The sequence below is a fragment of the Novosphingobium barchaimii LL02 genome, from assembly GCF_001046635.1.
In the GTDB taxonomy this organism is placed as follows: Bacteria; Pseudomonadota; Alphaproteobacteria; order Sphingomonadales; family Sphingomonadaceae; genus Novosphingobium; species Novosphingobium barchaimii.
In genome coordinates this window covers 1-25,980 of record NZ_KQ130460.1, presented here as the reverse complement: position 1 = coordinate 25,980, position 25,980 = coordinate 1, and the positions used below count along the sequence as shown (strand labels likewise).

The following is a 25,980-nucleotide window of genomic DNA, read 5'->3' as shown; positions in this document are numbered from 1 at the left end:
TCTGCCCATCCTACAACTCCAGCCTGCCGTGCCCTCCCCGCATTACGGTAATGAAACGCAGTGAAGCAGCAATGAAGCAACAGTAAAAATGACCACGAGTTGCATCCAATCCGCCGGAAGGGGCCGCATTTGCGGCGACGCGACCCGGAATATGCCCGGACGCAAGGCGTTTTTCGCAATTGCGCCAGAGACTTGTCAGCCGATCATCATCAGGCTGGCATTTCCCCCCGCAGCGGTTGTGTTGATCGAGGTCGAGACCTCTTCCAGCAGCCAGGCGCCGCCGGGCCCGAAGCCCTGAACAGGGTTTCCGTGCTCCCACAGGTGGACTGGCACGATCGGCCCTGCCAGTGCGGCAACCGATTCGCAGGCACCGCGCACCGCAGCTGCATCGCCCTCGGCGAGACATGCCGCGAAAGGTTCGACCGGGTCGGCAGCGAACCGGGCGGCGATGTCGGCCGGCAGCCCGCGGGGCAATTCCATGCCCTCCACCGCGCCGCGATTGCCCGTCGCCAGCACCGCCGCGATCTGGCCGAACAGCCCCTCTCGGGTCGCCGGGCGCAGCAGGATCCGACCCCGTGGATGGAGCGCATAGAGGTTGCGCTCACCCACCGGACCAGGAAGCTCCCTCACCATGCCAAGCGCCGAGCACACGCCCAGTGCAAGGGCAGCCTCCGCGGCGGCGTGTTCGCCATGCGCTTCCAGCCACTGCGCAAAATCGGAGAGCAGCGCCGACGCCGCTGCGGCGCCAGGCAGCACGGCCGGCGGCACCTGGGTCAGACGCCCAAGATAGAGCGGCCCGCCCGCCTTGGGACCTGTGCCCGATAGCCCGCGCCCACCGAAAGGCTGGACGCCGACGATGGCGCCAATGGTGTTGCGGTTGACGTAAAGATTGCCCGCGCGGACCTGCGAGGTCACCCGCGCGACCGTCTCGTCGAGGCGCGTATGCAGGCCGAACGTCAGGCCGTAGCCGGTGGCATTGATGGCTTCGATGAGCTTGGCCAGATCGTCGCGGCGAAAGCGCACGACGTGCAGGACGGGTCCGAAAACCTCGTGTTCCAGCTGGTCGATGCTGCCGATCTCGATGATGGTCGGGGCAACGAACGTGCCCGATGCGGCCTCTCCGCCCAGTGCGACCTGTTCCACCTTGCAGCCCTTGGCGCGCATGGCGGTGATGTGGCGCTCGATATTGGCCTGCGCCTCGGCGCTGATGACCGGGCCGATGTCGATGGCGAGACGATCCGGATTGCCCACGCGCAATTGCCCAAGCGCGCCCTTGAGCATCGTCAGCGTGCGGTCGGCGACATCTTCCTGAAGGCACAGCACCCGCAGCGCCGAACAGCGCTGGCCCGCGCTGTCGAAGGCCGAGGCGATGACGTCCGCCACCACCTGTTCGGCCAGCGCCGAGCTATCGACGATCATCGCGTTCTGGCCGCCGGTTTCGGCGACCAGCGGGATCGGACGACCTTCGCGCGAAAGCCGCCCGGCAAGTTGGCGCTGGATCAGGCGCGCCACCTCGGTCGAACCGGTGAACATCACGGCGGCAACTTGCGGCGCGCCGACGAGTGCTGCGCCCAGTTCGCCTGCCCCGGGCATCAGTTGCAGCGCGTCGCGCGGCACCCCCGCCTCGTGGAGGATGCGCACCGCTTCAGCCGCGATAAGGGGGGTTTCCTCCGCAGGCTTGGCCAGCACCGGGTTACCAGCGACCAGCGCGGCGACGACCTGCCCGGCGAAGATCGCCAGCGGGAAGTTCCACGGGCTGATGCAGACCACCGGCCCCAGCGGCGCCTGCTCAGGCCCAAAGGTGTCTTCGGCCTGGCGGGCGTAATAACGCAGGAAGTCGATCGCCTCGCGCACCTCCGAAATGGCGTTGGCGGCGGATTTCCCTGCTTCGCGGATAGCCAGGCCCATGAGCGCGCCCATACGGTCCTGCATGATATCGGCTGCGCGGGAGAGGACCGCGGCACGATCCGCAACCGGCACAAGCGGCCATGCGCTGGCAGCGGAGCGGGCTACGGCGGCTGCGGCGTCGTCAGGCGCCACCTCGATCACGGTGCCGACGATGTCGCCGTGGTCGGCGGGATTGCGAACCGGCAGGCCCAGACCATCGACGCCTTCGGGCAGCGCGCGCCATTCTGCTCGTGCAGATGCCTCGAGTTCTTTTGACAACACGTCCAGCGCGATCTCGTCTGTCAGATCAATGCCGGCAGAGTTCGCCCGGCCAGCATAAAGATCAGCAGGGAGCGCAATCAGATCGTGCCGCGCACCGGGATTGACCATGGCCCGCACAACGTCGACCGGATCGGCAACCATTTCGGCAACAGGTACCGCCGGGTCGGCGATGCGGTTGACGAAGGAGGAATTCGCACCGTTCTCCAGCAGTCGCCGCACAAGGTAGGCGAGCAGTGTCTCGTGCGTGCCGACGGGTGCGTAGATGCGGCAGGGGCGGTTCAGCTTATCCGGCCCGACGACCTGCGAATAGAGCGGTTCGCCCATGCCGTGCAGGCACTGGAACTCGTACTTGCCCACGGCAAAGTCCGGCCCGGCAAGCTGGTAGATCGTCGCCAGCGTCTGCGCATTGTGGGTGGCGAACTGGGGGAACACCGCGTCGGGGGCGCTCAGCAGTTTCTGCGCGCAGGCGACATAGGCGACGTCGGTGTGGACCTTGCGGGTGTAGACCGGGAAATCGACGAGGCCATCGACCTGAGCGCGCTTGATCTCGGCGTCCCAGTAGGCGCCCTTGACGAGCCGGACCATGATCCGGCGCTCCGCGCGCCGGGCAAGATCGACAATCCAGTCGATCACCATCGGGCAGCGCTTGCCGTACGCCTGGATCACGAAACCAAGCCCGTTCCACCCTGCCAACGCCGGGTCCAGCGCAAGGCTTTCCAGCAGGTCGAGCGAGAGTTCGAGCCGGTCGGCTTCCTCGGCGTCGATGTTCAAGCCGATGTCGTAGCCCTTGGCCATCACCGCCAGCGCCTGCACCATCGGCAGCAGTTCACCCATGACCCGTTCGCATTGCGCGCGGGCATAGCGCGGGTGCAGCGCCGAGAGCTTGATCGAGATGCCCGGCCCTTCATAGATGCCCCGCCCGGCCGAGGCCTTGCCGATGGCATGGATGGCATTTTCGTAATCTGCGTAATAGCGCGCCGCGTCCGCCGCCGTGGTCGCCGCCTCGCCCAGCATGTCGTAGCTGTAGCGGAAGCCCCTCGCCTCCAGTTCGCGCGCGCGCTTGAGTGCCTCGGCTATGGTTTCGCCGGTGACGAACTGCTCGCCCATCATCCGCATCGCCAGATCGACGCCGCGCCGGATCACCGGTTCACCGGCCCGCGCGATCAGGCGGGTGAGCGCCGCTCCCAAGCCCCGGTCGTCCACCGAGCCGACCAGTTTTCCGGTCACCACCAGACCCCAGGTGGCGGCGTTGACGAACAAAGACTTGCCGCCGCCCAGGTGCCCGCTCCAGTCGCCGCCGGAAACCTTGTCCCGGATCAGGGCGTCGCGGGTGGCGTGATCGGGAATGCGCAGCAGCGCTTCGGCCAGACACATGAGCGCCACGCCTTCCTGGCTGGAAAGCGCGTATTCCTGCACCAGCCCTTCCACCCCGGTGCCTTTGTGATTGGCGCGCAGGGTCGTCACAAGATCGGTCGCGGTCTGGCGCACTGCGGCGCGCATTGGCTCGGACAGGCTTGCCGCATCCAGCAGCGGGGCCAGACATGCGGCCTCGTCCCGCCGGCGAGCCTCCGCGATAGTCCGGCGCAAGGGCGACAGTTCACGGATGGCGGGGGCGAAGGCGGCAAAGGGTGCGGGCGACGTGCTCATAGGGAAAATCTAGCCGATTCGCGCTTGTCGGTCTGCCTTTTCACTGCCACCGATATATCCATATCAACTTATTTGAGCTATCCATCAGGGCAATATGCATGACCAAGGTCAAGGAAACGGTCGAACTGAACGAACTTGACCGCAAGATCATCGCGGTCCTGCGCGCCGATGGACGGATCACGGTGACGGACCTCGCCAAGGCGGTCGGCATGTCGAAAACGCCTTGCCAGATCCGGCTGCGGCGGCTGGTCGAAAACGGTGTGATCCGGGGCTTCAAGGCGGTGGTCGATCCGGTGAGCCTGGGGCTGGATCATGTCGCCTTCGCGGAGGTCAAGCTGTCCGACACCCGCGAGAGCGCCCTGACGGAGTTCAACCGCGCGGTACGCCGCATTCCCGAAGTGGAGGAATGCCACATGATCGCCAGTAGCTTTGACTACTTGCTCAAGGTACGCACCGCCGACATCCGCCGCTACCGCATGGTGCTGGGCGAGAAGATCTCCAGCCTGCCGCATGTCGCCAGCACTTCAACGTTCGTGGCGATGGAAACGGTAAAGGACGCCAGCAGTTGACGGTGCCTTGGCGCGGGCCCGCAGCTCAATCACTGCCCACATACTTGACCTCGAGGAACCGGCGGCGGGTCGCCAGCGCGTCGATGTCGCCCTGCGAGAGGTCCTCGCTCATCGCCTCGATCTGGTCGGCAATGACCGAAAGACCGTCGACCAGTTGCTCCGACGGACTGGTACCGCCCGCCCCGGTCTTGCTGCGAAGGGCAGCAGGGATGCGGGTGTAGCTTTCGACCATTGAGGGCAGGTGCTCGGCCAGCAGCTTGCGGACTTCGTGTGCGGCGGGTCCGCGCTCGTCCAGCACGGCGAGCTGCGGCGCCAGTTGTTCGAGGCGGACGCCGATCATGTCCACCGCATCGACGGCGGCGTTGGGCAGCGCGCGGCGCTTGCCTTCCAGCCACAGCTCGGTCGAACCGGCGAGTTCGATCAGGCTGGCACTGTTCAGATCCTCGACGTGCGTGCGCGGGCTCGCCGGATAGATCGACAGCACGGTGAACACCGCCGCGCCCAGAAGGAACGTGAGCAGGGTTGCCGTGAAAGACACACCGCCCAATGCCAATGCCGCCACCAGCCCGGCGATGTAGATGCCCGCCATCGCCAGGAACGCGCGGCGCAGACGGCGGCCGCGATGCCGCCACTGCTCCTTGCGGGCATTGTAGAGCCGGATCGAACGCTGCCGCCGAGCGGCGCGCACGATATCCTGGGAAACACGTGCCGGAACCTGTGCCATAGCCGGTTAGTCCAGAGCCTCCAGCAGCGACTTGGCCGCTGCGCCGTCACCTTGCGCCAGCCCTTCGGACTGTCCTTGTGCGCGGGCGATGTAGGCTTTGGATTTGCCGACTTCGCCTTCGAGCGCCGTGACCGTCTGCTTCATCGAATCGAGTGCCTTCAGCTTGAAGGTGTCGATCGAATCCATCGTATCGTAGATGTTCTGGAAGGCGCGGCTGAGCGTCTCCAGCGGGATCGTCGAGTTTGCCGCCTGCTCGTGGATGCGCGCGGTGTTGTCCTTGAGCATCTGGCCGGTGGCATCGATGATGCTGGCGGTGGTGGTGTTGAGCGCGGTGATCTGTTCCAGCACCAGCTTCTGGTTGGCCATCGCCTGCGCCACCGTCACGGCGGTGCGCAGCGCGCCGACGGTGGTGGTCGAGGCGCGGTCGACGCCCTTCACCAGTTCGACGTTGTTCTTTTTCACGAGGTCGAGCGCGAGATAGCCCTGAACCGAGACTGCAAGCTGGGTCAGCAGATCCTGCGTGCGCTGGCGGACATAGAACAATGCGGATTCGCGAAGCGCCTTGGCCTTCGCCGGATCGCTATGGTCGAGGTCGTCCGCCTTTTCTTCCAGCGCGGTGTCGAGCGCGCGGGACATGAAGATCATCTGCTCCAGCTTGCCGAGCGCGGCCCACAGGTTCTGCCGCTCCACGTCGATGGCGGCGTTGTCCATCAGCAGCTCGTCCTTGCCGCCCTGAAGGCGGGCGAGGATGGCGCTGATGTGGCTTTGCGAGCTGGCGTAGCTGTCGAAATAGTTGCGCAGTTTGCTGCCGAACGGGATCACCCCGAACAGCTTGCGCGGCGCCATCAGGTTGCCCTGGCGGCTAGGGTCGAGCGCCTCCACCGTGCGGCGCAGTTCGGCCAGATCGGCGCCTACGCCTTCATCCTTGCCCATGGCGCGCACCGGGCGATCGAGGAAGCGGTTGGAATGGCCCGAAGCCTCGGCGATTTCCTTGCGGCCCATGCTGGTCAGCTGGTCGACCCGGCGGCCGAATTCGGGCGAACTGGCGTCCTGCGAGACGAGATCCGCGACGAATTCCTCGACGCGTACCTGCAACTTGGACTTTGCCTCGTCGGCCACCGGGACCAGTCCTGCGGCCCGTTCGGGCTGGACGGTCGGCACCGGATCGGGCGGCGTGAGCTTGAGTTCGCCTGCAGTATCGGTGGCGGTCGTTGCCATTGTAAGCCTAATCCTCGTGAAAAACCCGGACGGTGCGAAACTTATGTGCCCGCCCGCGCGACTACAAGGAAAACCGGACGGCCCGCAGCATCACTCCTCGACGAACGACGGACCGGGATCGACGATGAGCATGGAATCGTCGCGGGCCACCACCGCCAGCGCCAGTCCGGCGGCGCGGGCGCGCCGCACGGCAAGGTCAGTGGGGGCGGAAATCGTCACCAGCAGCGGGCACCCGGCGCGCACGGTCTTTTCGACGAGTTCGTAGGAACAGCGCGAGGTCATGATGATGAATCCCTGGCCGGCCTCGATACCGGCCCGCGCCAGCGCACCGACCAGCTTGTCGAGCGCGTTGTGCCGGCCCACGTCCTCACGCAGCAGAAGGACGCGGCCCTCCTCGTCGCAAAAGGCGGCGGCGTGGGTGGCGCGGGTGCGGCGGCCCAGCGCCTGCCCTTCGCGCATGGCGACCAGGCCGCGTCTGATTGCTTGCGGTTTCGCTGCGGACCGGCGCGCCAGCATAGGCAGGGGGCGCAATGCGGCCTCCACCCCCTCGATGCCGCAAATGCCGCAGGAACTGTCCCCCACCCGCCGCCGTGCCCGTTCGAGGATCGGGCCGAGACGTTCAGACGGAAGGTTGACGCGGGCGACATAGCCGGCCCCCCATTCTCCGTTGTCGGTGGCATGGAGCGCGACATCGCCGACCTCGCCCACCAGCGCCAGCCCCTCGGCCATTAGGAAGCCGGTGACGAAGTCGGACAGGTCAATCGGGGTCGCCATCATCACTGCGTAAGCGATGCCGTTGGTCTCTATGGCAATGGGGGCCTCTGCCGGGACAGACAGGTCAGTTCGCTTGCCCGCCGCTTCGGTATAGTCACTGCGCAGCGCCCTGATCGCGACTGCGCCGGTGGTCTGCGTATCGTCCAGCTTCCGCGCTCCTGTCGTGCCGGGCTCATGTCGGGGCAGGTGCGCCGAATGGCAAGCATGTTGCGGTGCCCGGCGGGAGTCCTTCGACAGCTGAGGATAGGCGGGATGACGGCAAAGTCGCATTTCCGCGAGATCCGTGCCCGCAGAGCTTGTTGAAGATTTATCCCGCCGACGAATTTCCACAGCTAGTCTCAAGCCCGCCGTCGAACTATGGATGTATCCAATAATTCATACTTTCAAAGAACATTTCGCGATCCTCGCTATTTATGAATCCAATCAACGCCGCTATATCGCCCCGGCGCAACGCCCACGCGATGCCCCCGAACCCGACTTGCCCACAACCAAGGCCATTTTGCCTTGCGGCCTCCACGAGGATTCCTCTAATGGGCCCGCCTCGTTCTGGCACCGGCACCTTGGAAAATGGGCAACCGGGTCGCCTGCCGGACGTGTTCGAGACGCGGCCCTACAAGGGTATTGGCCAAATCTCGTCGCCCTTTTTCTGCAGGATTGGTACGAAACCGTAATGAGTTGGCTCGACAAGGTCCGCAATTCGCTCTCCAGCCTGGCGAAGAGCGACACCCCGGACACCCTCTGGATGAAGTGCCCCAGCTGCGGCGAAATGCTGTTCGCCAAGGACTTCGAGGCCAATCTTTCCGTGTGCACCAAGTGCGAGCACCACGGCCGGATCGGCGCTAAAACGCGCTTCGATCAGCTGCTGGACGCCGGATACACCGTTCTCGCCGCCCCCAAGGTGCCCGAGAACCCGCTGAATTTCCGCGATACCAAGAAGTATCCCGACCGCCTCAAGGCCGCCCGCGCCGCCAACCCCTATCCCGATGCACTGACCAATGCGCTCGGTACGATCGAGGGCGCGAAGGCCGTGCTGGGCGTGCAGGACTTCAAGTTCATGGGCGGCTCGATGGGCATGGCCGTGGGCGAGGCCTTCGTGGCCGGCGTCAACACCGCCATCGCCGAGAACTGCGCCTACGTCATCTGCACCGCTGCGGGCGGCGCGCGTATGCAGGAGGGCATCCTGTCCCTCATGCAGATGCCCAAGACCACCGTGGCCACCCGCCGGCTTGCCGCTGCGGGCCTGCCCTATATCGTCGTCCTGACCGATCCAACGACCGGCGGCGTCACTGCCAGCTACGCCATGCTTGGCGATGTGCAGATCGCGGAACCCGGCGCCCTGATCGGCTTTGCCGGCCAGCGCGTGATCCAGGATACGATCCGAGAAAAACTACCCGACGGCTTCCAGCGCGCCGAGTACCTCCATGCTCACGGCATGGTGGACATGGTGGTCCACCGCAAGGACCTCAAAGGCACGCTGGCTATGCTGCTCGGATATCTTGCACGAAAGGAAGTCGCGTGAATATCGATAGCGCCCTGGTTCGCGAGCTTGCCGAACTACTGGCCGAAACCGGCCTGTCTGAAATCGAGGTCGAGGACGGCGAGCGCAAGATTCGCGTCTCGCGCCAGATGATCCAGCAGATGGCGGCGGCCCCGGCCTTCGCGGCTGCGCCTCTGGCCGCTGCTCCGGCAGCCGCGCCCGTCGCGTCCGAAGCCGCGCCTGCCGCTGCTCCGATCGATGCGGTCAAGTCGCCGATGGTCGGCACCGTCTACCTCGCCGCAGAGCCGGGCGCCGCCGATTTCATCTCGGTGGGCAAGGCCGTGAAGCAGGGTGACGTCCTGCTGATCGTCGAGGCCATGAAGGTCATGAATCAGATCGTCGCGCCCAAGTCGGGCACCGTGACGGCCATCCTCGTCGACAACCAGCAGCCGGTCGAATATGACCAGCCGCTCGTCGTGATCGGCTGAGAACGGGACTGACATGGCCATCAAGCGCCTCCTGATTGCCAATCGCGGCGAAATCGCACTGCGCATCCACCGCGCCGCGCGCGAGATGGGCATCGAGACTGTCGCGGTGCACTCCACCGCCGATGCCGACGCCATGCACGTGCGCCTGGCAGACCACGCGGTCTGCATCGGCCCGCCGGCCGCGAAGGACAGCTACCTCAACGTAGCCGCGATCATATCGGCCGCCGAGATCACGCAGGCCGACGCGATCCACCCCGGCTACGGCTTCCTTTCGGAAAATGCCCGCTTCGCCGAGATCGTAGAAGCCCATGGTCTCGCCTGGGTCGGACCCAAGCCCGAGCACATCCGCACGATGGGCGACAAGGTTGAGGCCAAGCGCACCGCAGGCGCGCTGGGTCTTCCCCTGGTCCCCGGATCCGACGGCGCGATCGAGGACTTTGCCGAGGCACGCGCGCTGGCCGAGACCATCGGCTACCCGGTTATCATCAAGGCGGCATCGGGCGGCGGCGGTCGCGGCATGAAGGTCGTCAACAGCGCCGAAGAACTCGAAAGCCAGATGGGCCAGGCCCGTTCGGAGGCGAAGGCCGCCTTCGGCGACGCCACCGTCTACATGGAAAAGTACCTCGGCAACCCGCGGCACATCGAATTCCAGATCTTCGGTGACGGCAAGGGCGCTGCGGTCCATCTGGGCGAGCGCGACTGCTCGCTGCAGCGCCGCCACCAGAAGGTGCTGGAAGAAGCGCCCTCCCCGGTCATCACCCCCGCCGAGCGCGACCGCATGGGCGGCATCGTGGCGAAGGCCATGGCCGACATGGCCTATCGCGGCGCCGGCACCATCGAGTTCCTCTGGGAAAACGGCGAGTTCTACTTCATCGAGATGAACACCCGCCTGCAGGTGGAACATCCGGTGACCGAGGCGATCACCGGCGTCGACTTGGTACGCGAACAGATCCGCATCGCTGACGGCCAGGACCTGGCCTTCACGCAGGACCAGATCGAGTTCAAGGGCCACGCCATCGAGTGCCGCATCAACGCGGAAGACCCGTGGAACTTCACCCCCTCGCCGGGGCAGGTCACGGGCTATCACGCGGCGGGCGGCCTCAACGTGCGCGTCGATTCGGGGCTGTACACCGGCTACCGCATTCCGCCGTACTACGATTCGATGATCGGCAAGCTGATCGTATCGGGCCGCAGCCGCAACGGCGCCATCATGCGCCTGAAGCGCGCGCTGGAAGAGATGGTGATCGATGGCGTAAAAACCTCGATCCCGCTGCACCAGGCCCTGCTGGAAGATCCCGAGTTTCAATCGGGCGACTATACGATCAAGTGGCTGGAAGAATGGCTCGCCAAGCGGGCTGGCTAAGTTTGTGGGGCGAGCGCACAGCCCGCCCCACACCAAACCGTCACTCTGAACTTGTTTCAGGGTCCATTCCTCGGCCCGCACGGCAGGTCGATCGGCGCGATGGATCCTGAAACAAGTTCAGGATGACGGGTGAGTGAATACAATGTGGTGTCGTCCCCCTCCGGCGACGACGGTACGGACTGGATGAGCATGATTTCGTTCCTGGACTTCGAAAAGCCGATCGCCGAGTTGGAAGCGCGCATCGCGGAACTGCGCGCCACCGCCGACGGTAGCGCCCTCGACATCGACAGCGAAATCGGCAAGCTCGAAAAGAAGAGCGCCGGAATGCTGGCGGCGACCTACGCCAAACTCACCCCCTGGCAGAAGACGCAGGTCGCCCGCCACCCGCAGCGCCCGCACATGGTCGATTACCTGCGCCTGATCTTCACCGACTTCGTGCCGCTGGCCGGCGACCGGACCTACGGCGAGGATGCCGCGATCATCGGCGGCCTGGCCACGCTCGACGGGCGCAAGGTGATGTTGATCGGCCACGAGAAGGGCCATGACACGCCCAGCCGCATCAAACACAATTTCGGCTCGGCAAAGCCCGAAGGCTATCGCAAGGCGATCCGCCTGATGCAGATGGCCAGCAAGTTCGGCCTGCCGGTGGTGACGCTGGTAGATACCGCCGGCGCCTTCCCAGGCATCGAGGCGGAAGAGCGCGGCCAGGCCGAAGCCATCGCCCGTTCGACCGAAGCCTGCCTCGCGCTCGAAGTGCCGATGGTTGCGGCAATCCTGGGCGAAGGCGGCTCAGGCGGCGCGGTCGCCATCGCGGCGGCCAACAAGGTGCTGATGCTGGAGCACTCGATCTACTCGGTGATCTCGCCCGAGGGTGCATCGTCGATTCTGTGGCGCACCTCAGACAAGGCTGCAGACGCTGCCACCGCGATGAAGGTGACGGCACAGGATCTGCTCGCCCTCAAGGTGATCGACGCCATCGTGCCCGAACCCACCGGCGGCGCCCACCGCGACCCTGCCGTCACTGCCCGCGCTTTGGCGGATGCGCTTTGCCGCGAACTGTCCGTTCTGGCCGCGTACACTCCAGCGGAAATCGTGCGCCAGCGCGAAGACCGCTTCCTGGCGATCGGTTCGCGGTAAGCGCCCAGTATTTTGTTTGCGGCGTTACGCGGCATCAACCCAGATCGCCTGGCGCAGGGTCACGGTCTGGCCGCGCCGTTGGCTTGAAATAACCACCGGCTTTGCAATTACTAAAAAATATTAAAATAATCGCGCAAACGGCTGGAAACGCGTGATTAGGCCAGGCTTTTCAGCGAAAATATCCGCATACCGCTCGGATACCACTGAGGCGGTATCCCAATAAAATCGGCATGACTCAATAAATTTGAGCGATCCTGCTTCACTTATGTCCATCGGATATTGCGATTAACTTTCGGCATCCCCCCGGACAATTGCGCAATCCTCAAGGGATCGTTCGCCAGAAGCGGCCCATGAGCGTAGTAGGGTGTTCCGACTCAGGAGCGCCTTATGGACTCGATCGAACACCTTCGTCACGCCATTGAAGATGACGCCAGCGAGGCGGTCGCAGCTGCCGGCGCCGCACTGCCTATTGAAGATGCGACAACCTTATCGATGGTGCTGACCGTGATGGTTGGTGGCCCCGTCACAGAGGACGACATCGAACGGGCGCTGGACGATGCCTATGCAAGTTTGCCCATCGAAAGCCTCGCAGCAGTTCTCAAAGTGCTGAACCGTCTGCTCGACGTATGGTTGGGCGAAACCGAAGAAAGCTAGATCTCTATGGGTAGCTGCGGCAATAGCACTCCCGACTGTTAGCCAGGCAAGGCCGCCGTAGCGCGGAAAGGCCCAACTGAATTCTCTCCATATTCCTGGCAGTAGCATCGGCCCATCATCTCTTGACGCCGCTTTTCAATCAGGGTGGTGCTTTTTCAGGGAACCGAACATCCACTGTTCCCCGAGGTGAGCGGGTGCGGATTCTGGGAGGATGCGTGCACCCGCTCACTTTCGGAGTATGTAGCGCCGCAATAGCTGGATGGATGCAATAAAGAGACAGGTGGTAAGTTCGGACACAGCTCGATCTTGTCATTTGCGATCACATTTGGCCTAACGCTGCGCACGCACCGGACCCGGTCTCCCGGTTCGAGCGAGAGTTCGAATGCGAGCAATTAATGTCGTAATATTCTGCTCTGGCGTCGCCAGCCCGCGCATCGACGGTCTTTACAGCCCTTTGAGGCTTGCTCCCGATTTAATGCGGTGGTCGCTATCCATCATGAAGCAGATGCCAAGCGACAGGCCGATCCGCGCAGCCGCCCGTTTGGCTCCCACCGCCTCGGGGATGCCGTTGGGTATGGCCGCTCAGACAAAGTCGACCTCCGCGCGCTTGAGCACTTCAAGCATCGCGACAAGCCCTGCTCGGCGCGACATGGAAAACGCGGCTGCCCCCTAGGTGAGCTTCAAAATTTTCGGCGTAGCTCGACGAACCAGCTCCGTGCGTTGCCGATGTAAGCGCCTTTCGGACCCGTGAAACCGGAAACCGCGTAAAACTTGTCGAAGATGTTCTCGATACGGAACTTGGCGTCAAAAATCCCGAAATCATGCGAAATCGTGGCATCGAAGACGGTGAAGGGCTTCAGCCGGTCGCCGCTGCGGTCGATCTGCGAGGACACGTACTGGCCACCGACCGAGAACGCGGTGTCGATTGCCGCAACCTGGTAGCGGGTCCAGAACCCCGCCTTGTTCTGCGGCGCATTGGGGAAGCGGCCGCCGACGGAGCGATCCACCGCCTGTCCTTCGACCGAGCCGGTCACGCGAGTATCGTTGTAGGCGTAGTTGGCCGAGACGAGCCAGTCATTGGTGATGTCGGCGGTCAGCGTCGCCTCGATACCCTTGCTGGTGACTTCGCCGATGGGAGCAAGCTGGTCTATGCCATTCACGGCATCCTGGCTGTCGTCAATCTGCAGAACATTGCGCCGCACGATGCGATAGGCTGCCAAGGTAGCCTGGACGCGTCCGTCCATCAGGTCGGTCTTGGCGCCCACTTCCCACTGGCTGCCGGTCTCGGGGGCGAAGGGACCGCCCGCCAGCGGCGATTGGTCGGTCACGCTCTGGGGCTCGAACGCTTCGGACCAGCTGACGTAAAGCGAGACGTCCTTGCGCGGCTTGTAGATCGCGCCAGCGCGCCAGGTCGTCGCCGCGGCGCTGGCATCTGCGCCTTCGATATAGTCGGCATCGTCGAACCAGTCGCGGCGCAGGCCTGCGACCAGGATCACGTGCTCGCCAAGTCCCATCTGCTCCTGCAGGTAAACACCCCGGCGCAGCGCCCGCGCGTCCGAGTAGGACGGGGTGACGTTCGACAGATCGGGGCGGCTGTCCGTCGTGTAGTCAGGGTCGATCAGCGAGCGGGTGGGAACGCTGCGGGTGGCGTAATTGGTGCCGCTCGAATTCTCGCGATACCAGTCACCCCCCAGCAGGATGGTGTGGTCGACCGACCCGGTCGACACCTTGGCGACGAGGTTGGCACCGAACGAAAGCCCGTCCACCTTGCGCTTCTGGTCGCGGTATTCGCGGGTGATGGTGTCGTAGACGCCATCAGCGTCGGTATCGCGCAGGGCGACCGGCTCGTGGTACTTCTGGTCCTCGTCATACTTGAACCAACGGGCAGCGGCATTGAACGAAAGCGCATCGGTCAGCTTGCTGTCGAGCCGGGCCTGGGTAACGAGGCCATTGTAGCGGATGTAATCATCCGGGTCGTTGTGGTTCCAGCTGCGCTTGGCGTAGAAATTGCCATCGGCATCGATGGGAATGCCGCGCAGACGATTACCCGGCAGGTTCTGATCGTAGTCGGTCAGCTGCACCGTCAGCTTGGTGTCCGGAGCAAGCTTCACGGCCAAGCCGGCATCGCCCACGAAAGTACGGCTGCTGGCCTTGTCACGATAGCTGTCCATGTCCTCGTAAAACAGGCCTGCGCGGGCGGTGATGTCGCCCGCTGCATCAAGCGGTCCCGTCACGTCGGCCGACCCGCCGTAGCGGTTGCGCCCGCCGCCGATCACGCGCACGTTTCCGCCGAACACGTCGCCAGGCTTCTTGGTAACATAGTTGATCGTGCCGCCTGGAGAGCCCGAACCGTAGAGCATTCCGGCCGGTCCCTTGAGGAACTCCACCCGCTCGATGGTGAAAAGCTGGGGAACCGAAAACGTCTGGAACGGATCGCCGCGAAGCCCGTCGTAATAAGTCACGTCCTGGCTGAAGCCGCGATAGGTGACGGTCGCGTAATTGTCGGCGCTGACGCCGGGCACGTTGCGATACAGATCGCGGATGTCGCGCGCGCCCTGGTCCTCGATCATCTCACTGTTGATGACCTGCACCGACTGCGGCACGTCCATGGGATCGGCAGCGATCTTTCCGATCTCTGTATTGGTCACGCGATAGAGTTTCTGCGCCCGCGCGGTTACGACGATGCTTTCTCCGGCATCATCGGCGACAGGTGCCTCATCTGCAGATGCGGGGGCGGCAATGCCAAGCATCAGCGGGATTGCGGCTACGCAAGACGCAAGGGAATGCGCGCGAGACGGCGAAAAGCAACGTGGCACTATCTGGTCGACCCCTATTCACGAAAAGCGGTGTGCTCCTCGAAAAAGGCGCGTGCCGATTGGCGTTGCGAGCCCCGATTTCCTCTTCCGCGCCCCCGCTAATGAGAGTGGATCGCATTAGCAAGTGCTTTGCTGGATTCTTTCAAGATTGGTGCACGAAGCGATCGGCTCTCCGGTCCCAAGCAGGCCAGACGTGGAGAGGCTTCCGCTTCGCGGTCAGCGGTTAACCGCAGTGGCAGAACCCTTCACGCCCACGTGCCACAATTGCGGCATAATCTCCCTGCCCGCCCCATGCACGGCGGAAACGATGACGCCCGGCACCCCATCCGCAGAGAACTCACGTGTCATCGGCGCCATGGCCATGCGGTCGCGTATCCCGGTCTCGCCGATGCGAATAGGCAAGAACAGCACCCCGGCGGCGCTCATGCCGGTCGCTGCGTGGACATCGTTCGCGTGGGCGGCAGACGAGTGGTACCGCCATCCGCCAGCCAGCCGCCATCGGCGATCAGTTCGGTGCCGGTTACGAAGCTGGCATCGTCGCTGACGAGGAATGCCACGCAAGCAGCCATCTCCTCGGCTGTGCCCATGCGGCCCACCGGCTGCAGCGCATCCATGGCTGCGCGCGCGACCTGACGATCGGGCGCCGAGGACAGGCGCCGCTCGTGGATCGGCGTGTCGATGGCTCCGGGGTGCAGGGAATTGCAGCGGATCGAGCCATACTCAGTGGCGCACCGCACCGCGACCGATTTGGTCAGCAGCCGAACGCCGCCCTTGGTCGCGTTGTATCCGGCCGACTGCGCCAGCCCGACGAAGCCTGCCATCGACGAGATGTTGACGATGGAACCGCTCGCGCCGCCCGGATTGCCGCGCATCGCGCGCACCGCATGTTTGCAACCCAGCATCGTGCCGGTAAGGTTAATGGCGAGGATGTTCTCCCACAAGTCGAGCGTCACCTCCTCGATCGGCTGAGTGCTGGTAATTCCGGCGTTGTTCACGAGAAAGTCGAGCCGGCCGAACCGTTCGAGGGTGGTCGTCACCACCTGCTCCCACTGGGCTTCATCGCGCACGTCGTGCGGCAGACACATTGCCGCCCCGTGAGTTTCCGAGGTGAGCGTCACATCGGCCAGCACAACGCTGGCGCCTTCGTCGGCCAGCCGCCTGACGCAGGCTGCGCCAATGCCGGACGATCCGCCGGTCACGATTCCCACCCGTCCTTCGAGCCTTCTCACGATCCGTTCTCCCGATTGTTCTTACGGAGCGGATGTATCGGCATCATTATATTAAGGCAATCGCCTGATAATATAGGCATAGGATGGAACACAAGACTTGCCTTCACGCGCGAGTTGGTTGCAGCTTTCGGCCCGCAGACCTGCCGGCGCAAGACCGGCAGGCAACCCTTGGGAGAGGGATTTTGCGACGCATGACACTACTGATTGACCCGACCGACCCTCTCGCCGTCTGGAACGATTCGCTGCCGGCCTGGGTGATACACCGCCCGAAGGCCTCACGCGTGGAACGCACGGCAAGGCGCCATGATATTGCCGAGGTGGCCATAAAGCTGGTGTGCGAAGCAGGGCTGGAAGGGCTGACGCTGCGCCGTCTCGCCGCCGCGATGGGCTGCAGCACCACAACCATCAATCACCACTTTGCCGATCGCCGCGAGCTATGGATCGCGGTGTACCGCAAAGTGATCCTGCGCACTCAGGCGCGCATCCGCCGCGCTTACGAAGCGACGGGCGGCAGCCCCCTCGCCTGCGCTCTGGCGCAGATGCCGATCGATCATGAAAGCCGCGAAGACTGGCACATCTACCTTGCACAGTACCACCTCGCCTGCACCGACCCAGACGTCGCTCACGAGGAGCGCGTGCAAGTGCGCATCGCCTCGCGCGATTTCGCGGAACTGCTGCACAAGGAGCACGGCCTGCCGCGCGAAAAAGCCCGGCGGGCGAGCCGTCAGATTGTCACGCTGCTGGTAGGCATCGCTACGCAAGCGATGTTCGAACCGCGCAGCTGGTCTCCCCGCAGACAGAAAAAGTTCCTCGAAGACCAGTTTGCACTGATTGGCCTACCCATCTGACGGCACCACTGCGCTACAAATTTCTCACATTATCTTCCTATGCCCACCAAGTATCCTTATATTTTAATGAAAAAAACAGTCGTTTTTGAATTTTTATACAATAAACATACTTTTTAATCGAACCGATTATAATTTAGTTGATTTATGATAGGTCGTAATTCGTAGATTCTATTTATAAATAGAAATCCAAATCAGAAACCATCTCAAACCTGTATTTCCGGTTCCAAATCCACCGTTGCTCGCGCGTTCTGCCCCCTTCTAACCTGAGCCCGCAACGGCACCTAACTCGGGCCGTGGTGGTGACAGATGGCGAAGTCCATCGCGCCGGTTGGGCATGAGGAAACCGGGGAGGCCGAATGGCTATGAGACAGGAATGGAATCCGGGGTGCGCCCTTGCGCTGGTGCTGGCCACCGGCACTGTGATGCCAACGCAAGTTCAGGCGCAGGATACCGGCAAGGCGACCGCGATAGAGGGCGACATAATCGTCACCGCTCGCCGCCGCGAGGAAACCCTGATGGACGTGCCGGTGGCGATTACCGCCATCAGCGCCGAACAGCTTGAACGCAGCGGCTCTACGGACCTGCAGAAAATTGGCCAGATGATCCCGCAGGTGATCCTGGCCAAGACCGGCGGGGGCGGTGCGGGTGCCAGCTTCACCATTCGCGGCCTCGGCTCATCCGCACTCGACGCCGGTATCGACCAGACCGTCTCGCTCAATATCGACGGCCTCCAGATCAGCCGCGGCCGCCTCGTCGCGCAGAGCTTCTTCGACATCCAGCAGGTGGAGGTCCTGAAGGGTCCGCAGGCGTTGTTCTTCGGCAAGAACAGTCCGGGCGGCGTCGTCTCGCTGCGCACCAAGGGGGCGACTGATACCCTGGAAGGCTATGGACGTGCCGGCTATGAATTCCGCGCCCGCGAACGCTTCGTCGAAGGCGCGATCTCCGGCCCGATCACCGATACGCTGGGCTTCCGGGTGGCCGCGCGCGGCAGCAAGATGGATGGGTATATCCGTAATGTCGCCGGTCCCGTCACCGTGCCGAGCGCGCCGGATTTCCCGAGCGTCGGCGCCGCTCACGGCCGCGATCCCGGCACCCGCGAAGTGCTGGGCCGCCTGACGCTGGAATGGAAACCCACCAGCGATTTCGATGCCACCTTCAAGCTTTTCGGCGATCGTCTGCGCGACAATGGCGAGACAGCGGGCACGGAACTGCTGTGCTCGGGCAACTCGCGCACGCTTGATATTCTGAGCGGCACTTACGTCACCGATCCCTACGGGGACTGCAAGCTCAACGGAAAGCGATCGCTCGGTGCGTTCAATCCCGATCTGACGGCGAATTATCCCGACGCCAACGGCGGCGTTCCGATCACCCGGTACCAATCGGTGCTCACCTCGCTGACGATGAATTACCGCGCAGATAAGCTGACCTTCACATCGGTGACCGGTTTCTGGCACTACAAGAACGACGGGTTCGACAACTTCTCGTTCGATGCGACGCCGATCGTCGCAGGCGCAAACATGGACAAATCGCAGGCTTTCTCCCAGGAACTGCGGGTCAATTCGAACCTGGGCGGCCCGCTGGACTTTGCAGCCGGGTTCTACTTTGAAAGCTCAAAGCGCGACACGCGCGGTAATGGCTTCGTCGCCAATGTCGGCCCCGATCCACGCAACGGGCAGACGAATAACTGGCAGTTCCTGACCGCCAACTCGGGCAAGACCTACTCCGCCTTCGGCCAGCTGATCTGGAAGGTGCTGGATACCGTCGAACTGGCTGGCGGTGCCCGCTGGACGCGCGAGACCAAGAAGACCCGTCAAGGCAACAGCTTCGTCAATCAGAACTTCGCGCCGCTGGGCATCACCGCCGACGAAGGAGTGTTCACCGAGGGCAGGTTCTCGGACGACCAGATTTCGCCCGAAGCCACTGTAACCTGGCGGCCAAGCCCGTCGACGACGATCTATGGCGCCTACAAGACCGGCTACAAGTCGGGCGGCTTCTCCAACCCCTCGATCCTGTCCGCCGGGCAGACCGTCGCCGACCTCGGCTTTGCGCCGGAAAAGGCGAACGGCGGCGAAATCGGCTTCAAGGGCGAGTTGATGGGGCGCCGCCTGCTGGTGAACCTCACTGGCTATCGCTACACCTTCAAGGGGCTGCAGCTGACCTCGTTCAACCCCTCGCCGCCGTCCTTCACCATCCGCAACGCGGCTTCGGCGCGCGCCACCGGCGTCGAAGCCGACGCCTCGTTCACGGCCAGCGAGGGCCTGACCCTGCGCGGCGCGGTGGGCTACAACAAGGCCGAATACCTCAACTTCGATTCCGCCCCCTGCTATGCCGGGCAAAGCGCGGATGAAGGCTGCAACGGCACCACGCAAGACCTCTCGGGCACCCGCCTCGTGCGCGCACCCAGCTGGAACGTGACTGGCGGGATCGGCTACGACACGCCGCTGGGCAGCGGGCTCGCGCTCGGCCTGTCGGCGGACGCGCGCTACACCAGCGGGTACTGGCTGCTGGAGAACCAGAATCCCGTTGGCTACCAGAAGGGCTTCGCTGTCCTCAATGCGACGGCGCGCTTCCATGCCGAGGACGACGGCTGGGAAATCGCCCTCATTGGCCGCAACCTGACCGACAAGTACTACGGCGTCGCCGGCGCCGAAAAACCCTTCGGCACGCCCGACGCCGTGTGGGTGAGCATCGGCCGCCCACGCGAAGTCCTGCTGCAGGGAACCGTCCGCTTCTGACCTCCCCTCCCCCCACGGCCCCGCTGCGTAAAGCGGCGGGGCCGAACCAAGGAAACACGCCATGGCCCTCCACGATCCCAACGAAGCCGTTCTCGCGCATGTCGGCGGACAGCACCGCCTGTTCATCGACAACGAATGGCACGATGCCGCTTCGGGCAAGACCTTCGAGGTGCGCAATCCCGCGACCGGCACAGTCGTCGCCCACGTCGCGGAGGGCGACGCGCGCGATATCGACCGCGCGGTGCAGGCCGCCCGCCGCGCGTTCGACGAGCGGCGCTGGCAGGGCCTCACGCCTGAAAAGCGCGCCGACGTAATGTGGAAACTTGCCGAACTGTTCGAGCGCGACGCGCGCACGATCGCGGAGATCGAGGTGGTCGACAACGGCATGCCCATCGCCTTCGCCGAATGGATGGTGGGCAGCGTGGTGCAGGGCCTGAAGTATTACGCAGGGATGGTCACCAAGCTGCAGGGGCGCAACGTCTCGCCCGCACTGGCTAGCTGTAGGCGATTGCAAAGATACTGGCCTCTGCTCGCAAACAGCGCGGATTTCTGCTCAGATTTGCTGACAGCAGGTGGGCCATGCTGCTCACGCTATGCGACAATGTGCTCGCCATCATCCGCGCCTGCTCGCAAACGGAGAAGGCCTGTTCTCGCTTTCTGCCAATAGCGAGGAGTGCCGGTGAGCGGTCTGGCAGCGATCGTTCCCGCCGGGTTTGCCGTAAGCATCAGCGCTCCCACTTCCTCAGGCTAGCAACGGATTGATCGTATAATGCCTGGAGCGAGCCGACCTGATTGTCTCGGAAGTGAATCGTCAGCACGAGATTGTCATACGGCAGATTGGCCGTGCAGAGCCCCGGCCGCGAGCCTCCGCCCATGGCGGAGCAACTCGCCAGCGATGGAGGACGCTTCTGACCTGCTTCGGCTGGCAACTGGTATGTCCAGAAAACACCATCACTTACCTTGCGCAGTGTTCGGCCGCGCCATGAAAGCGGGCGACTTGCGCAGACAGTCGAGTTGACAAGCGCCTCTGTTCCCGCTGCGCGGGCACACATCCGCTTCTTGCTTGCCACGCCCACCAAGTTTCGCTCCGGCAAGCTTGCGCTCGGATTTAGGTAGAACGAGAACCCGTCGCTGGGATCGAGCGCTGGTAGAAAGAACGGCTTATCATTGTCGGATATGTCGTTGGCTCTCGGGATGTCGAAGACTCGTCCCTCCAACCTCCTCTCGGCCGAGGCCGAGCACGCGCTGAGCAAGCTGACGATCGATAAAGAAGCTGCGGTAAGATGCCTGTTCATGCCGGCAGGCTATGAGAGAAGCGCAACGTCCACAATCGGTGGCACAGACGACATGCGTTGCGTCCGCGTGCGGGAGATACCAAGGCGAGGACAGCCAGTATCATATCGGCACACCGGCTTCGCGGAGCCGCTCGGTCAGGTCGCGGGTGTGTTCGGCGTCCAGCGTTCCGGCGAGGAACGCGCGTATGTCGGACGGCCGGGTGTTGAGCTGGCTGGCGAGCGCGCCCGCATCGTAACCGTTGCGCGTCAGCGTGGGTTCGAGGTCGTCAATCGCCCGCGACAGCACCTGCTCGACGATCTCGGCCGTGACGGGCTTGGCAGCGAAGCGGAAGCCCTGCTCGAAGGCGAGTGTCAGGTGCATCTCGATCTGGAGCGGGGTGCGCAGGCGCTCGGCGATGAGGTCGATCGCGTCCTCGTTCATCAAGTCGGCAACCTTGACCCCCTCGGCCGCACAGGCGCCGAGCAGCCAGGCAACATAGTCGCGGCGTTCGGCGCCGATGCCCTCATAGTCGAAGGTGGTCGTGCGGTAGCCGATCTCTTCCATTTGCGGGCGGCGCAGGTCGTTGCGTAGCCGAGGATGGCCGACCAGAAGGACCGACAGCAGCACGCCGGCATCAGCCACCACCTCCATCAACCGCTTGAGGCCGGTCAGCGTCTTGTGGTGCAGGTCATGCGCCTCGTCGACCACCAGTACGACCGGGCGCTTGCCCTTGCGCATGATGTCGCGCAGGTCGCGCTCGCGGCGCTCGGCCTGCTTGGGAATCTTCACCTGGGCACGGTCACCGGGCGAGAGATCGTAGAACAGCGCCTCGATCAGCGAGGGCAACGAGGTGCGGCGCTTGTCGACCGCAAGCGACTTGGCGACGGCGACCTTGCCCGCCCGGGCCAGCTCGTCCTCGATGCGGCGCAGCAGGTGCGTCTTGCCCGATCCGACCAGGCCGGAGACGACGATCAACCTGCCGGTCTGCACGGCCGCACAGACCTCGCGCACGAGGTTGCGCTGATGCTCTGTCTCGAAGTTGCCGACGCCTTGGAACGGGCGGGCGAGCCCGTAGCTGGATTGAACGTCGGCGAGCATCAGCTTGTCCCCCGTCTTGACTGGAACCGCTCTCGGATGCGGTCAGCGATGATGGTCTTGTCGAGCGTTTCGCCCAGCAGCGCGTCGATGAAGGCGCGGTCTGCCTCAGGCAGCGAGCCGAGCGGTCGCCGGAGCTGGTCGACGATGGCGTGGCGCGCCGCGAGCCCGGTCGGGTATGCCGTCTCGACCGCCGGCTCCGGAAAAGGTGTTTGCCGCACCGCGAGCCCTGCGGTGGAGGGCGGCAGCGACGGCAGCGGCCGGTCGCCGCCCGTCACGGTCGCGCGGGGCAGCCCCAGCTGGTCAGCGAGCCGGACCACCTTGTCGAGCCGCTCCTCGGCGCGGCTCTTCTGATACTTGCGATAGCGGTAGAGCGGCACGGCGCCGCGCGACGGCTCGTAAGGGCCATGCCGCTTGCCGTCATGCTCCACGAAGAGCTGCTGGTCGAACAGCCCCCAGAGCAGCGTCACCGTCTCGCCGGCGAGCTCGGGCTCGACCTCGTAGGAAGCGCCCTCAACCGAGACGGTCGCGTCGCCCGCAACGGTGCGCCGCTCGGGCTCACGAGCGAAGGCGCAGAACCGCTCCCATGAACACATGGCCCGCACGCCATCGCCGGGCAGGTGCCGCAGCCAGTGCTCGATCCGCGCGTGTGGCTCGGAACGATGGTCGCCGTTGTTGTAGGTGACCAGCGCACGCCGCATCCACAGATTGGCTTCCGCCTCGTCCTTGGGTTTGTGGAAGTGGTACAACGTCTCGTGCACCTCCTTCACCGTGCGGAACGGCCGCTCGACCTTGCCCTTGGCGCGGGCCGCGGTGTGCCGGTCGTCGGCCTTCGGCGGCAGATGGGTGAGGACGCGCACGCCGAGGCTGCCCATCACCGACTGGAACACGCGCGACCGGCTGACCGGGCCGTTGTCCATGTAGATCGTGACCGGCAGGCCCTGGAACGGCAGTTCGGGCTCAGGCTTGGCGGCGAAGGCGTTGAATAGAAAGCGCAGCGCGGACTCGGCATCCTCGCCATAGACGCTGCGATATTCCTGGTAGACCACGCCCGAGCAGTCATCGACGGCCGAGAACAGCATCAGCGTGGGTTTGCCGCGACCCTGCTCGATCCAGAGCGGCGCCTCGACCTGCTTGAGGTCGGACGGGCTCATGTCGAAGTGCCACAGCTCGTTGGATCGCCGCGCCTGAAAACGAACGGCTGCGTGGGGGCGGGTCACGCGGGCATAGTCCAGCCCTGATGAGCGGAGCAGCCGGTCGATGGTCGCCCGCTTCAGCAGGCCGGGTGCTACCTTGACCAGGCCCTCCGGCGTCTCGACGCCATCGGTTTCCAGGAACTCGATGGCGCGGGCGGTCGAAACGTGCCGGCCCTTCTTGTTGGTGGTCCTGATCTTCAGTGCGGCGACGATCTCGGCGTAGCGCTCCATCTCGGCCTGCGGGGCAACCCGCGTCGCACCATGGTCGGACCGGCGCACCGACTTGGGGCGGTTCAGCTCGCGCAACGCCCGGTAAAGGGTCCAGATGGAGATGCCATAGGCCTCGGCCGCACGGGCGATGATCTCGGTGCGACCGGGGTCGCGTGGGGGCAACAGCGACAACCGTCGGCGAAGATCGATCAGCGCCTCTCCAGGCGGTCGCTTCGCCCGGTCAGCCATGGGCTGTTGCAGCCTCCTTGATCGATGCACCGCTGCCGCGCTTGCCTGCATAGCGATAGAGGGTCGCGACCGACACGCCCATGCGCTTGGCGATGTCGCGCACCGGCAACGTGCCCTCCTTCATCATCGCCCGTGCCGCGGCGACGTCGCTCGGGCGCATTGCCGATGGGCGGCCACCCTTGCGACCCTGCCGGCGCGCCTCCACTAGCCCCGCGGTAGTTCGCTCGCGGATCAGGGCACGCTCGAACTGCGCGATGGCGCCGAACACGTGAAAGGTGAGCATGCCACCCGGCGTTGTCGTGTCGATGCTCTCGGTCAGCGACACCAGCCCGATCTTCTCGCGCTCCAGATCCTCGGCCGTGGCGATCAACTTCTTGAGCGAGCGGGCGAGGCGGTCGAGCTTCCAAACAACCAGCGTGTCGCCTGCGCGCAGCACGTCTTCCAGAATGCGCGCCAGTTCGGGCCGGTCATCGCGCGCGCCCGACGCCTTTTCGGTGAACACCCGCTCGCAGCCGGCCCGCCGCAGCGCATCGAGCTGGAGCTCGGGGTTCTGGTCGCTGGTGCTGACCCTGGCATAGCCGACCCGCATGAGCGTCTGATCTTCTCCAAACTCGTGCGGGGCATACCGTTTTGCGACGCGGGTTTCCAGAACAGTTTTGACAAAGTGCGGCCCGCAGATTTACGTTGCCGGCCCAGCAAGGCGATCGGCTCGTCAGAAACGGTCGTTTTGCAGAACCGCTGAGGAGCCGGGTTCATGCAGGTGCTCGATACGGTTGGCTGGGTCGGTGATGGCGACGACACCGACTTCTTCCTCGCAATCGAGCGCACCTTCGATCTGCGCCTGCGCTCGAACCTGCCTTGGACAACGTTCGGCGAGGTGCGTGACCATGTCGTCGCGCATGTCGCAGCCTACAGCGGGGGCGGCACGACATGCGCCACGCAGATGACGTTCTACAGGCTTCGACGCGCGCTCGGGCTTGGCCGGCACGTCGGGCCGGATGCGCCGTTGGCGCCGCTGATCGGTGGGAAGCTGCGCCAAGCGTTCAGCGACCTGGAAGCCGATACCGACCTCAAGATGCCGGCGACGCGAGCCGGATGGCTTGGGATTGTCAGTGGTCTCTGCTTCGCTGTCGCGGTCGCGATCCTCGCCTTCACGACGCTGGCACCTCCCCTTCGCATCTTCGCTGCTGGAGCGAGCGCCTACGCGGGGCTATGGTTACGGCACCTCGACCGCCGGCGATTACCTCGGAGGTGCGACACTATCGGCGATCTCGCCCGACTGGTCACGGAGCAGAACCGTGGCAGGCTTGCCCGCGACGGCGCGCGCCTCACCGCCCCCGAGATTTGGCGGATCATCCAGCAACTGGCCGCCGAGGAGAGCGGGATCGACCCCGATCTGATTGGGTCGGAAACGACCTTCTTCCGAGCCAAAGTGCGAGCAGCCTGATCAATGGCTTACTGGATTGCATAGATTGATGCCGAGACACGGGACATTGCGTGGCGTCGGACTGACGGCTTTGGGTGCCGTTGTCGTCGCAGGCTCTTTCGTCGCTCTCGGATTGCGACCGGATGGGATCGCCAGCTACTATCGCGATACGCTGACTCCGGCAGGGTTTGCCATTTGGTTCTGCGGCTTCGTAGCCGCCACACTCGCTCCACCCGCCATAGCTGTACTCTGCTGGTTTGGCGCCATGCGGTTCCGCTACGGGTGGCTTCTCCACATCCTGCTTGTTCCTGCCACCTACGCCGCTGTGCGAGGATCAATCGCGCTCATGCTCGCGGTAGCAAGTGAGCCGGACAGCGATGGCCCAACGAGATGGGCTACCGATCCAGCAGTGATGCTGATGGTGGTTTGCCCCATCGTGTACTTTCTGATCTTGGGTTCCACAAAGCTGCGTGAGCATCGCGCATCAGCAAATGACTGCTAATCTCGACTTTGTAGTTGGCAGATACCATGAGCGGCCCTTTGCCGTTTGCGAGCAGACGCGGATGATGGCGAGCACATTGTCGGATAGCGTGAGCAGCATAGTCGGCTCGTTGTCAGGTAATCTGGGCAGGAAAAGGCGCTGTTTGCGAGCAGAAGCTGCTACGGTTGCAAGCGCCTACA

General features: G+C 64.1%; 22 protein-coding genes. 11 read left to right on the top strand and 11 right to left on the bottom strand.

Annotation, left to right across the window (positions count from 1 at the left end):
- Positions 1 to 195 precede the first annotated feature (195 nt).
- Entirely contained in the window at positions 196 to 3,816 is a 3,621-nt protein-coding gene (gene putA / locus V474_RS22455; RefSeq protein WP_059153458.1) for a trifunctional transcriptional regulator/proline dehydrogenase/L-glutamate gamma-semialdehyde dehydrogenase, read from the bottom strand.
- Positions 3,817 to 3,914: 98 nt separating this feature from the next.
- Between putA and V474_RS22450 the strand changes: the two genes are divergently transcribed.
- Entirely contained in the window at positions 3,915 to 4,385 is a 471-nt protein-coding gene (locus V474_RS22450) for an Lrp/AsnC family transcriptional regulator (RefSeq protein ID WP_059153457.1), read from the top strand.
- Positions 4,386 to 4,410: 25 nt separating this feature from the next.
- Here the strand turns inward: V474_RS22450 and V474_RS22445 are convergent, their stop codons facing one another.
- From V474_RS22445 to fdhD, 3 genes are all read right to left on the bottom strand, one after another.
- Positions 4,411 to 5,109 carry a hypothetical protein gene (locus tag V474_RS22445; RefSeq protein WP_059153456.1) on the bottom strand — a complete coding sequence of 233 codons (699 nt, stop codon included), beginning with the start codon at positions 5,107 to 5,109 and terminating at the stop codon, positions 4,411 to 4,413.
- A gap of 6 nt (positions 5,110 to 5,115) precedes the next feature.
- Complete coding sequence (locus V474_RS22440) at positions 5,116 to 6,327, bottom strand: toxic anion resistance protein (protein ID WP_059153455.1); 1,212 nt, start codon at positions 6,325 to 6,327, stop codon at positions 5,116 to 5,118.
- A gap of 90 nt (positions 6,328 to 6,417) precedes the next feature.
- Positions 6,418 to 7,371 (bottom strand): formate dehydrogenase accessory sulfurtransferase FdhD, encoded by a 954-nt coding sequence (fdhD, locus tag V474_RS22435; RefSeq protein ID WP_082699975.1) that lies wholly within the window; start codon positions 7,369 to 7,371, stop codon positions 6,418 to 6,420.
- A 400-nt stretch (positions 7,372 to 7,771) separates the two neighbouring features.
- On the opposite strand from fdhD, the gene accD reads away from it, so the two are divergent.
- The 5 genes from accD to V474_RS22410 all read left to right on the top strand — a co-directional run bounded on the left by accD (position 7,772) and on the right by V474_RS22410 (position 12,220).
- Positions 7,772 to 8,620, top strand: a complete 849-nt coding sequence (accD, locus tag V474_RS22430; RefSeq protein ID WP_059153454.1) for an acetyl-CoA carboxylase, carboxyltransferase subunit beta — start codon at positions 7,772 to 7,774, stop codon at positions 8,618 to 8,620.
- Positions 8,617 to 9,066, top strand: coding sequence for an acetyl-CoA carboxylase biotin carboxyl carrier protein (gene accB, locus V474_RS22425; protein ID WP_148649519.1), 450 nt, complete (start codon positions 8,617 to 8,619; stop codon positions 9,064 to 9,066). The genes accD and accB overlap by 4 nt, the downstream gene beginning before the upstream one ends.
- Before the next feature lie 13 nt (positions 9,067 to 9,079).
- Complete coding sequence (gene accC / locus V474_RS22420) at positions 9,080 to 10,429, top strand: acetyl-CoA carboxylase biotin carboxylase subunit (protein WP_059153452.1); 1,350 nt, start codon at positions 9,080 to 9,082, stop codon at positions 10,427 to 10,429.
- Between the two features lie 189 nt (positions 10,430 to 10,618).
- Positions 10,619 to 11,566 carry an acetyl-CoA carboxylase carboxyltransferase subunit alpha gene (locus tag V474_RS22415; protein WP_059153548.1) on the top strand — a complete coding sequence of 316 codons (948 nt, stop codon included), beginning with the start codon at positions 10,619 to 10,621 and terminating at the stop codon, positions 11,564 to 11,566.
- A gap of 387 nt (positions 11,567 to 11,953) precedes the next feature.
- A complete protein-coding gene (locus V474_RS22410; protein ID WP_059153451.1) occupies positions 11,954 to 12,220 on the top strand; it encodes a hypothetical protein in 267 nt (88 codons plus the stop codon).
- A 680-nt stretch (positions 12,221 to 12,900) separates the two neighbouring features.
- Here the strand turns inward: V474_RS22410 and V474_RS22405 are convergent.
- The 3 genes from V474_RS22405 to V474_RS22395 form a co-directional block, all read right to left on the bottom strand.
- Positions 12,901 to 14,970 carry a TonB-dependent siderophore receptor gene (locus V474_RS22405; RefSeq protein WP_059153450.1) on the bottom strand — a complete coding sequence of 690 codons (2,070 nt, stop codon included), beginning with the start codon at positions 14,968 to 14,970 and terminating at the stop codon, positions 12,901 to 12,903.
- Positions 14,971 to 15,252: 282 nt separating this feature from the next.
- Positions 15,253 to 15,462, bottom strand: a complete 210-nt coding sequence (locus tag V474_RS22400; protein ID WP_059153449.1) for a hypothetical protein — start codon at positions 15,460 to 15,462, stop codon at positions 15,253 to 15,255.
- Positions 15,459 to 16,265 (bottom strand): SDR family NAD(P)-dependent oxidoreductase, encoded by an 807-nt coding sequence (locus V474_RS22395; RefSeq protein ID WP_201786088.1) that lies wholly within the window; start codon positions 16,263 to 16,265, stop codon positions 15,459 to 15,461. Before V474_RS22395 ends, V474_RS22400 begins: the two co-directional genes overlap by 4 nt.
- Before the next feature lie 191 nt (positions 16,266 to 16,456).
- Between V474_RS22395 and V474_RS22390 the strand changes: the two genes are divergently transcribed.
- The 3 genes from V474_RS22390 to V474_RS22380 all read left to right on the top strand — a co-directional run bounded on the left by V474_RS22390 (position 16,457) and on the right by V474_RS22380 (position 20,515).
- Positions 16,457 to 17,113: a TetR/AcrR family transcriptional regulator gene (locus V474_RS22390; RefSeq protein ID WP_059153447.1), complete on the top strand. Its 657-nt coding sequence runs from the start codon at positions 16,457 to 16,459 to the stop codon at positions 17,111 to 17,113.
- Positions 17,114 to 17,469: 356 nt separating this feature from the next.
- Positions 17,470 to 19,848: a TonB-dependent receptor gene (locus V474_RS22385; RefSeq protein WP_082699972.1), complete on the top strand. Its 2,379-nt coding sequence runs from the start codon at positions 17,470 to 17,472 to the stop codon at positions 19,846 to 19,848.
- A gap of 61 nt (positions 19,849 to 19,909) precedes the next feature.
- Positions 19,910 to 20,515, top strand: a complete 606-nt coding sequence (locus V474_RS22380) for an aldehyde dehydrogenase family protein (RefSeq protein WP_059153445.1) — start codon at positions 19,910 to 19,912, stop codon at positions 20,513 to 20,515.
- Positions 20,516 to 20,573: 58 nt separating this feature from the next.
- Here V474_RS22380 and V474_RS25870 read toward each other — a convergent pair whose 3' ends face one another.
- From V474_RS25870 to V474_RS22365, 4 genes are all read right to left on the bottom strand, one after another.
- A complete protein-coding gene (locus tag V474_RS25870) occupies positions 20,574 to 21,143 on the bottom strand; it encodes a hypothetical protein (protein WP_062121710.1) in 570 nt (189 codons plus the stop codon).
- Between the two features lie 100 nt (positions 21,144 to 21,243).
- Positions 21,244 to 22,221 carry an ExeA family protein gene (locus tag V474_RS22375; RefSeq protein ID WP_007685991.1) on the bottom strand — a complete coding sequence of 326 codons (978 nt, stop codon included), beginning with the start codon at positions 22,219 to 22,221 and terminating at the stop codon, positions 21,244 to 21,246.
- A complete protein-coding gene (locus V474_RS22370; RefSeq protein ID WP_007685992.1) occupies positions 22,221 to 23,873 on the bottom strand; it encodes an IS481 family transposase in 1,653 nt (550 codons plus the stop codon). Before V474_RS22370 ends, V474_RS22375 begins: the two co-directional genes overlap by 1 nt.
- The gene (locus V474_RS22365; RefSeq protein WP_007685993.1) at positions 23,866 to 24,462 is read right to left on the bottom strand and encodes a recombinase family protein; all 597 of its coding nucleotides are present in this window, start codon (positions 24,460 to 24,462) and stop codon (positions 23,866 to 23,868) included. The genes V474_RS22370 and V474_RS22365 overlap by 8 nt, the downstream gene beginning before the upstream one ends.
- Positions 24,463 to 24,627: 165 nt before the next feature.
- On the opposite strand from V474_RS22365, the gene V474_RS22360 reads away from it, so the two are divergent.
- Positions 24,628 to 25,320, top strand: coding sequence for a hypothetical protein (locus V474_RS22360; protein WP_007685994.1), 693 nt, complete (start codon positions 24,628 to 24,630; stop codon positions 25,318 to 25,320).
- A 449-nt stretch (positions 25,321 to 25,769) separates the two neighbouring features.
- Positions 25,770 to 25,980: hypothetical protein (locus tag V474_RS26715; RefSeq protein ID WP_216628565.1), on the top strand; the 211-nt coding region annotated here is incomplete at its 3' end.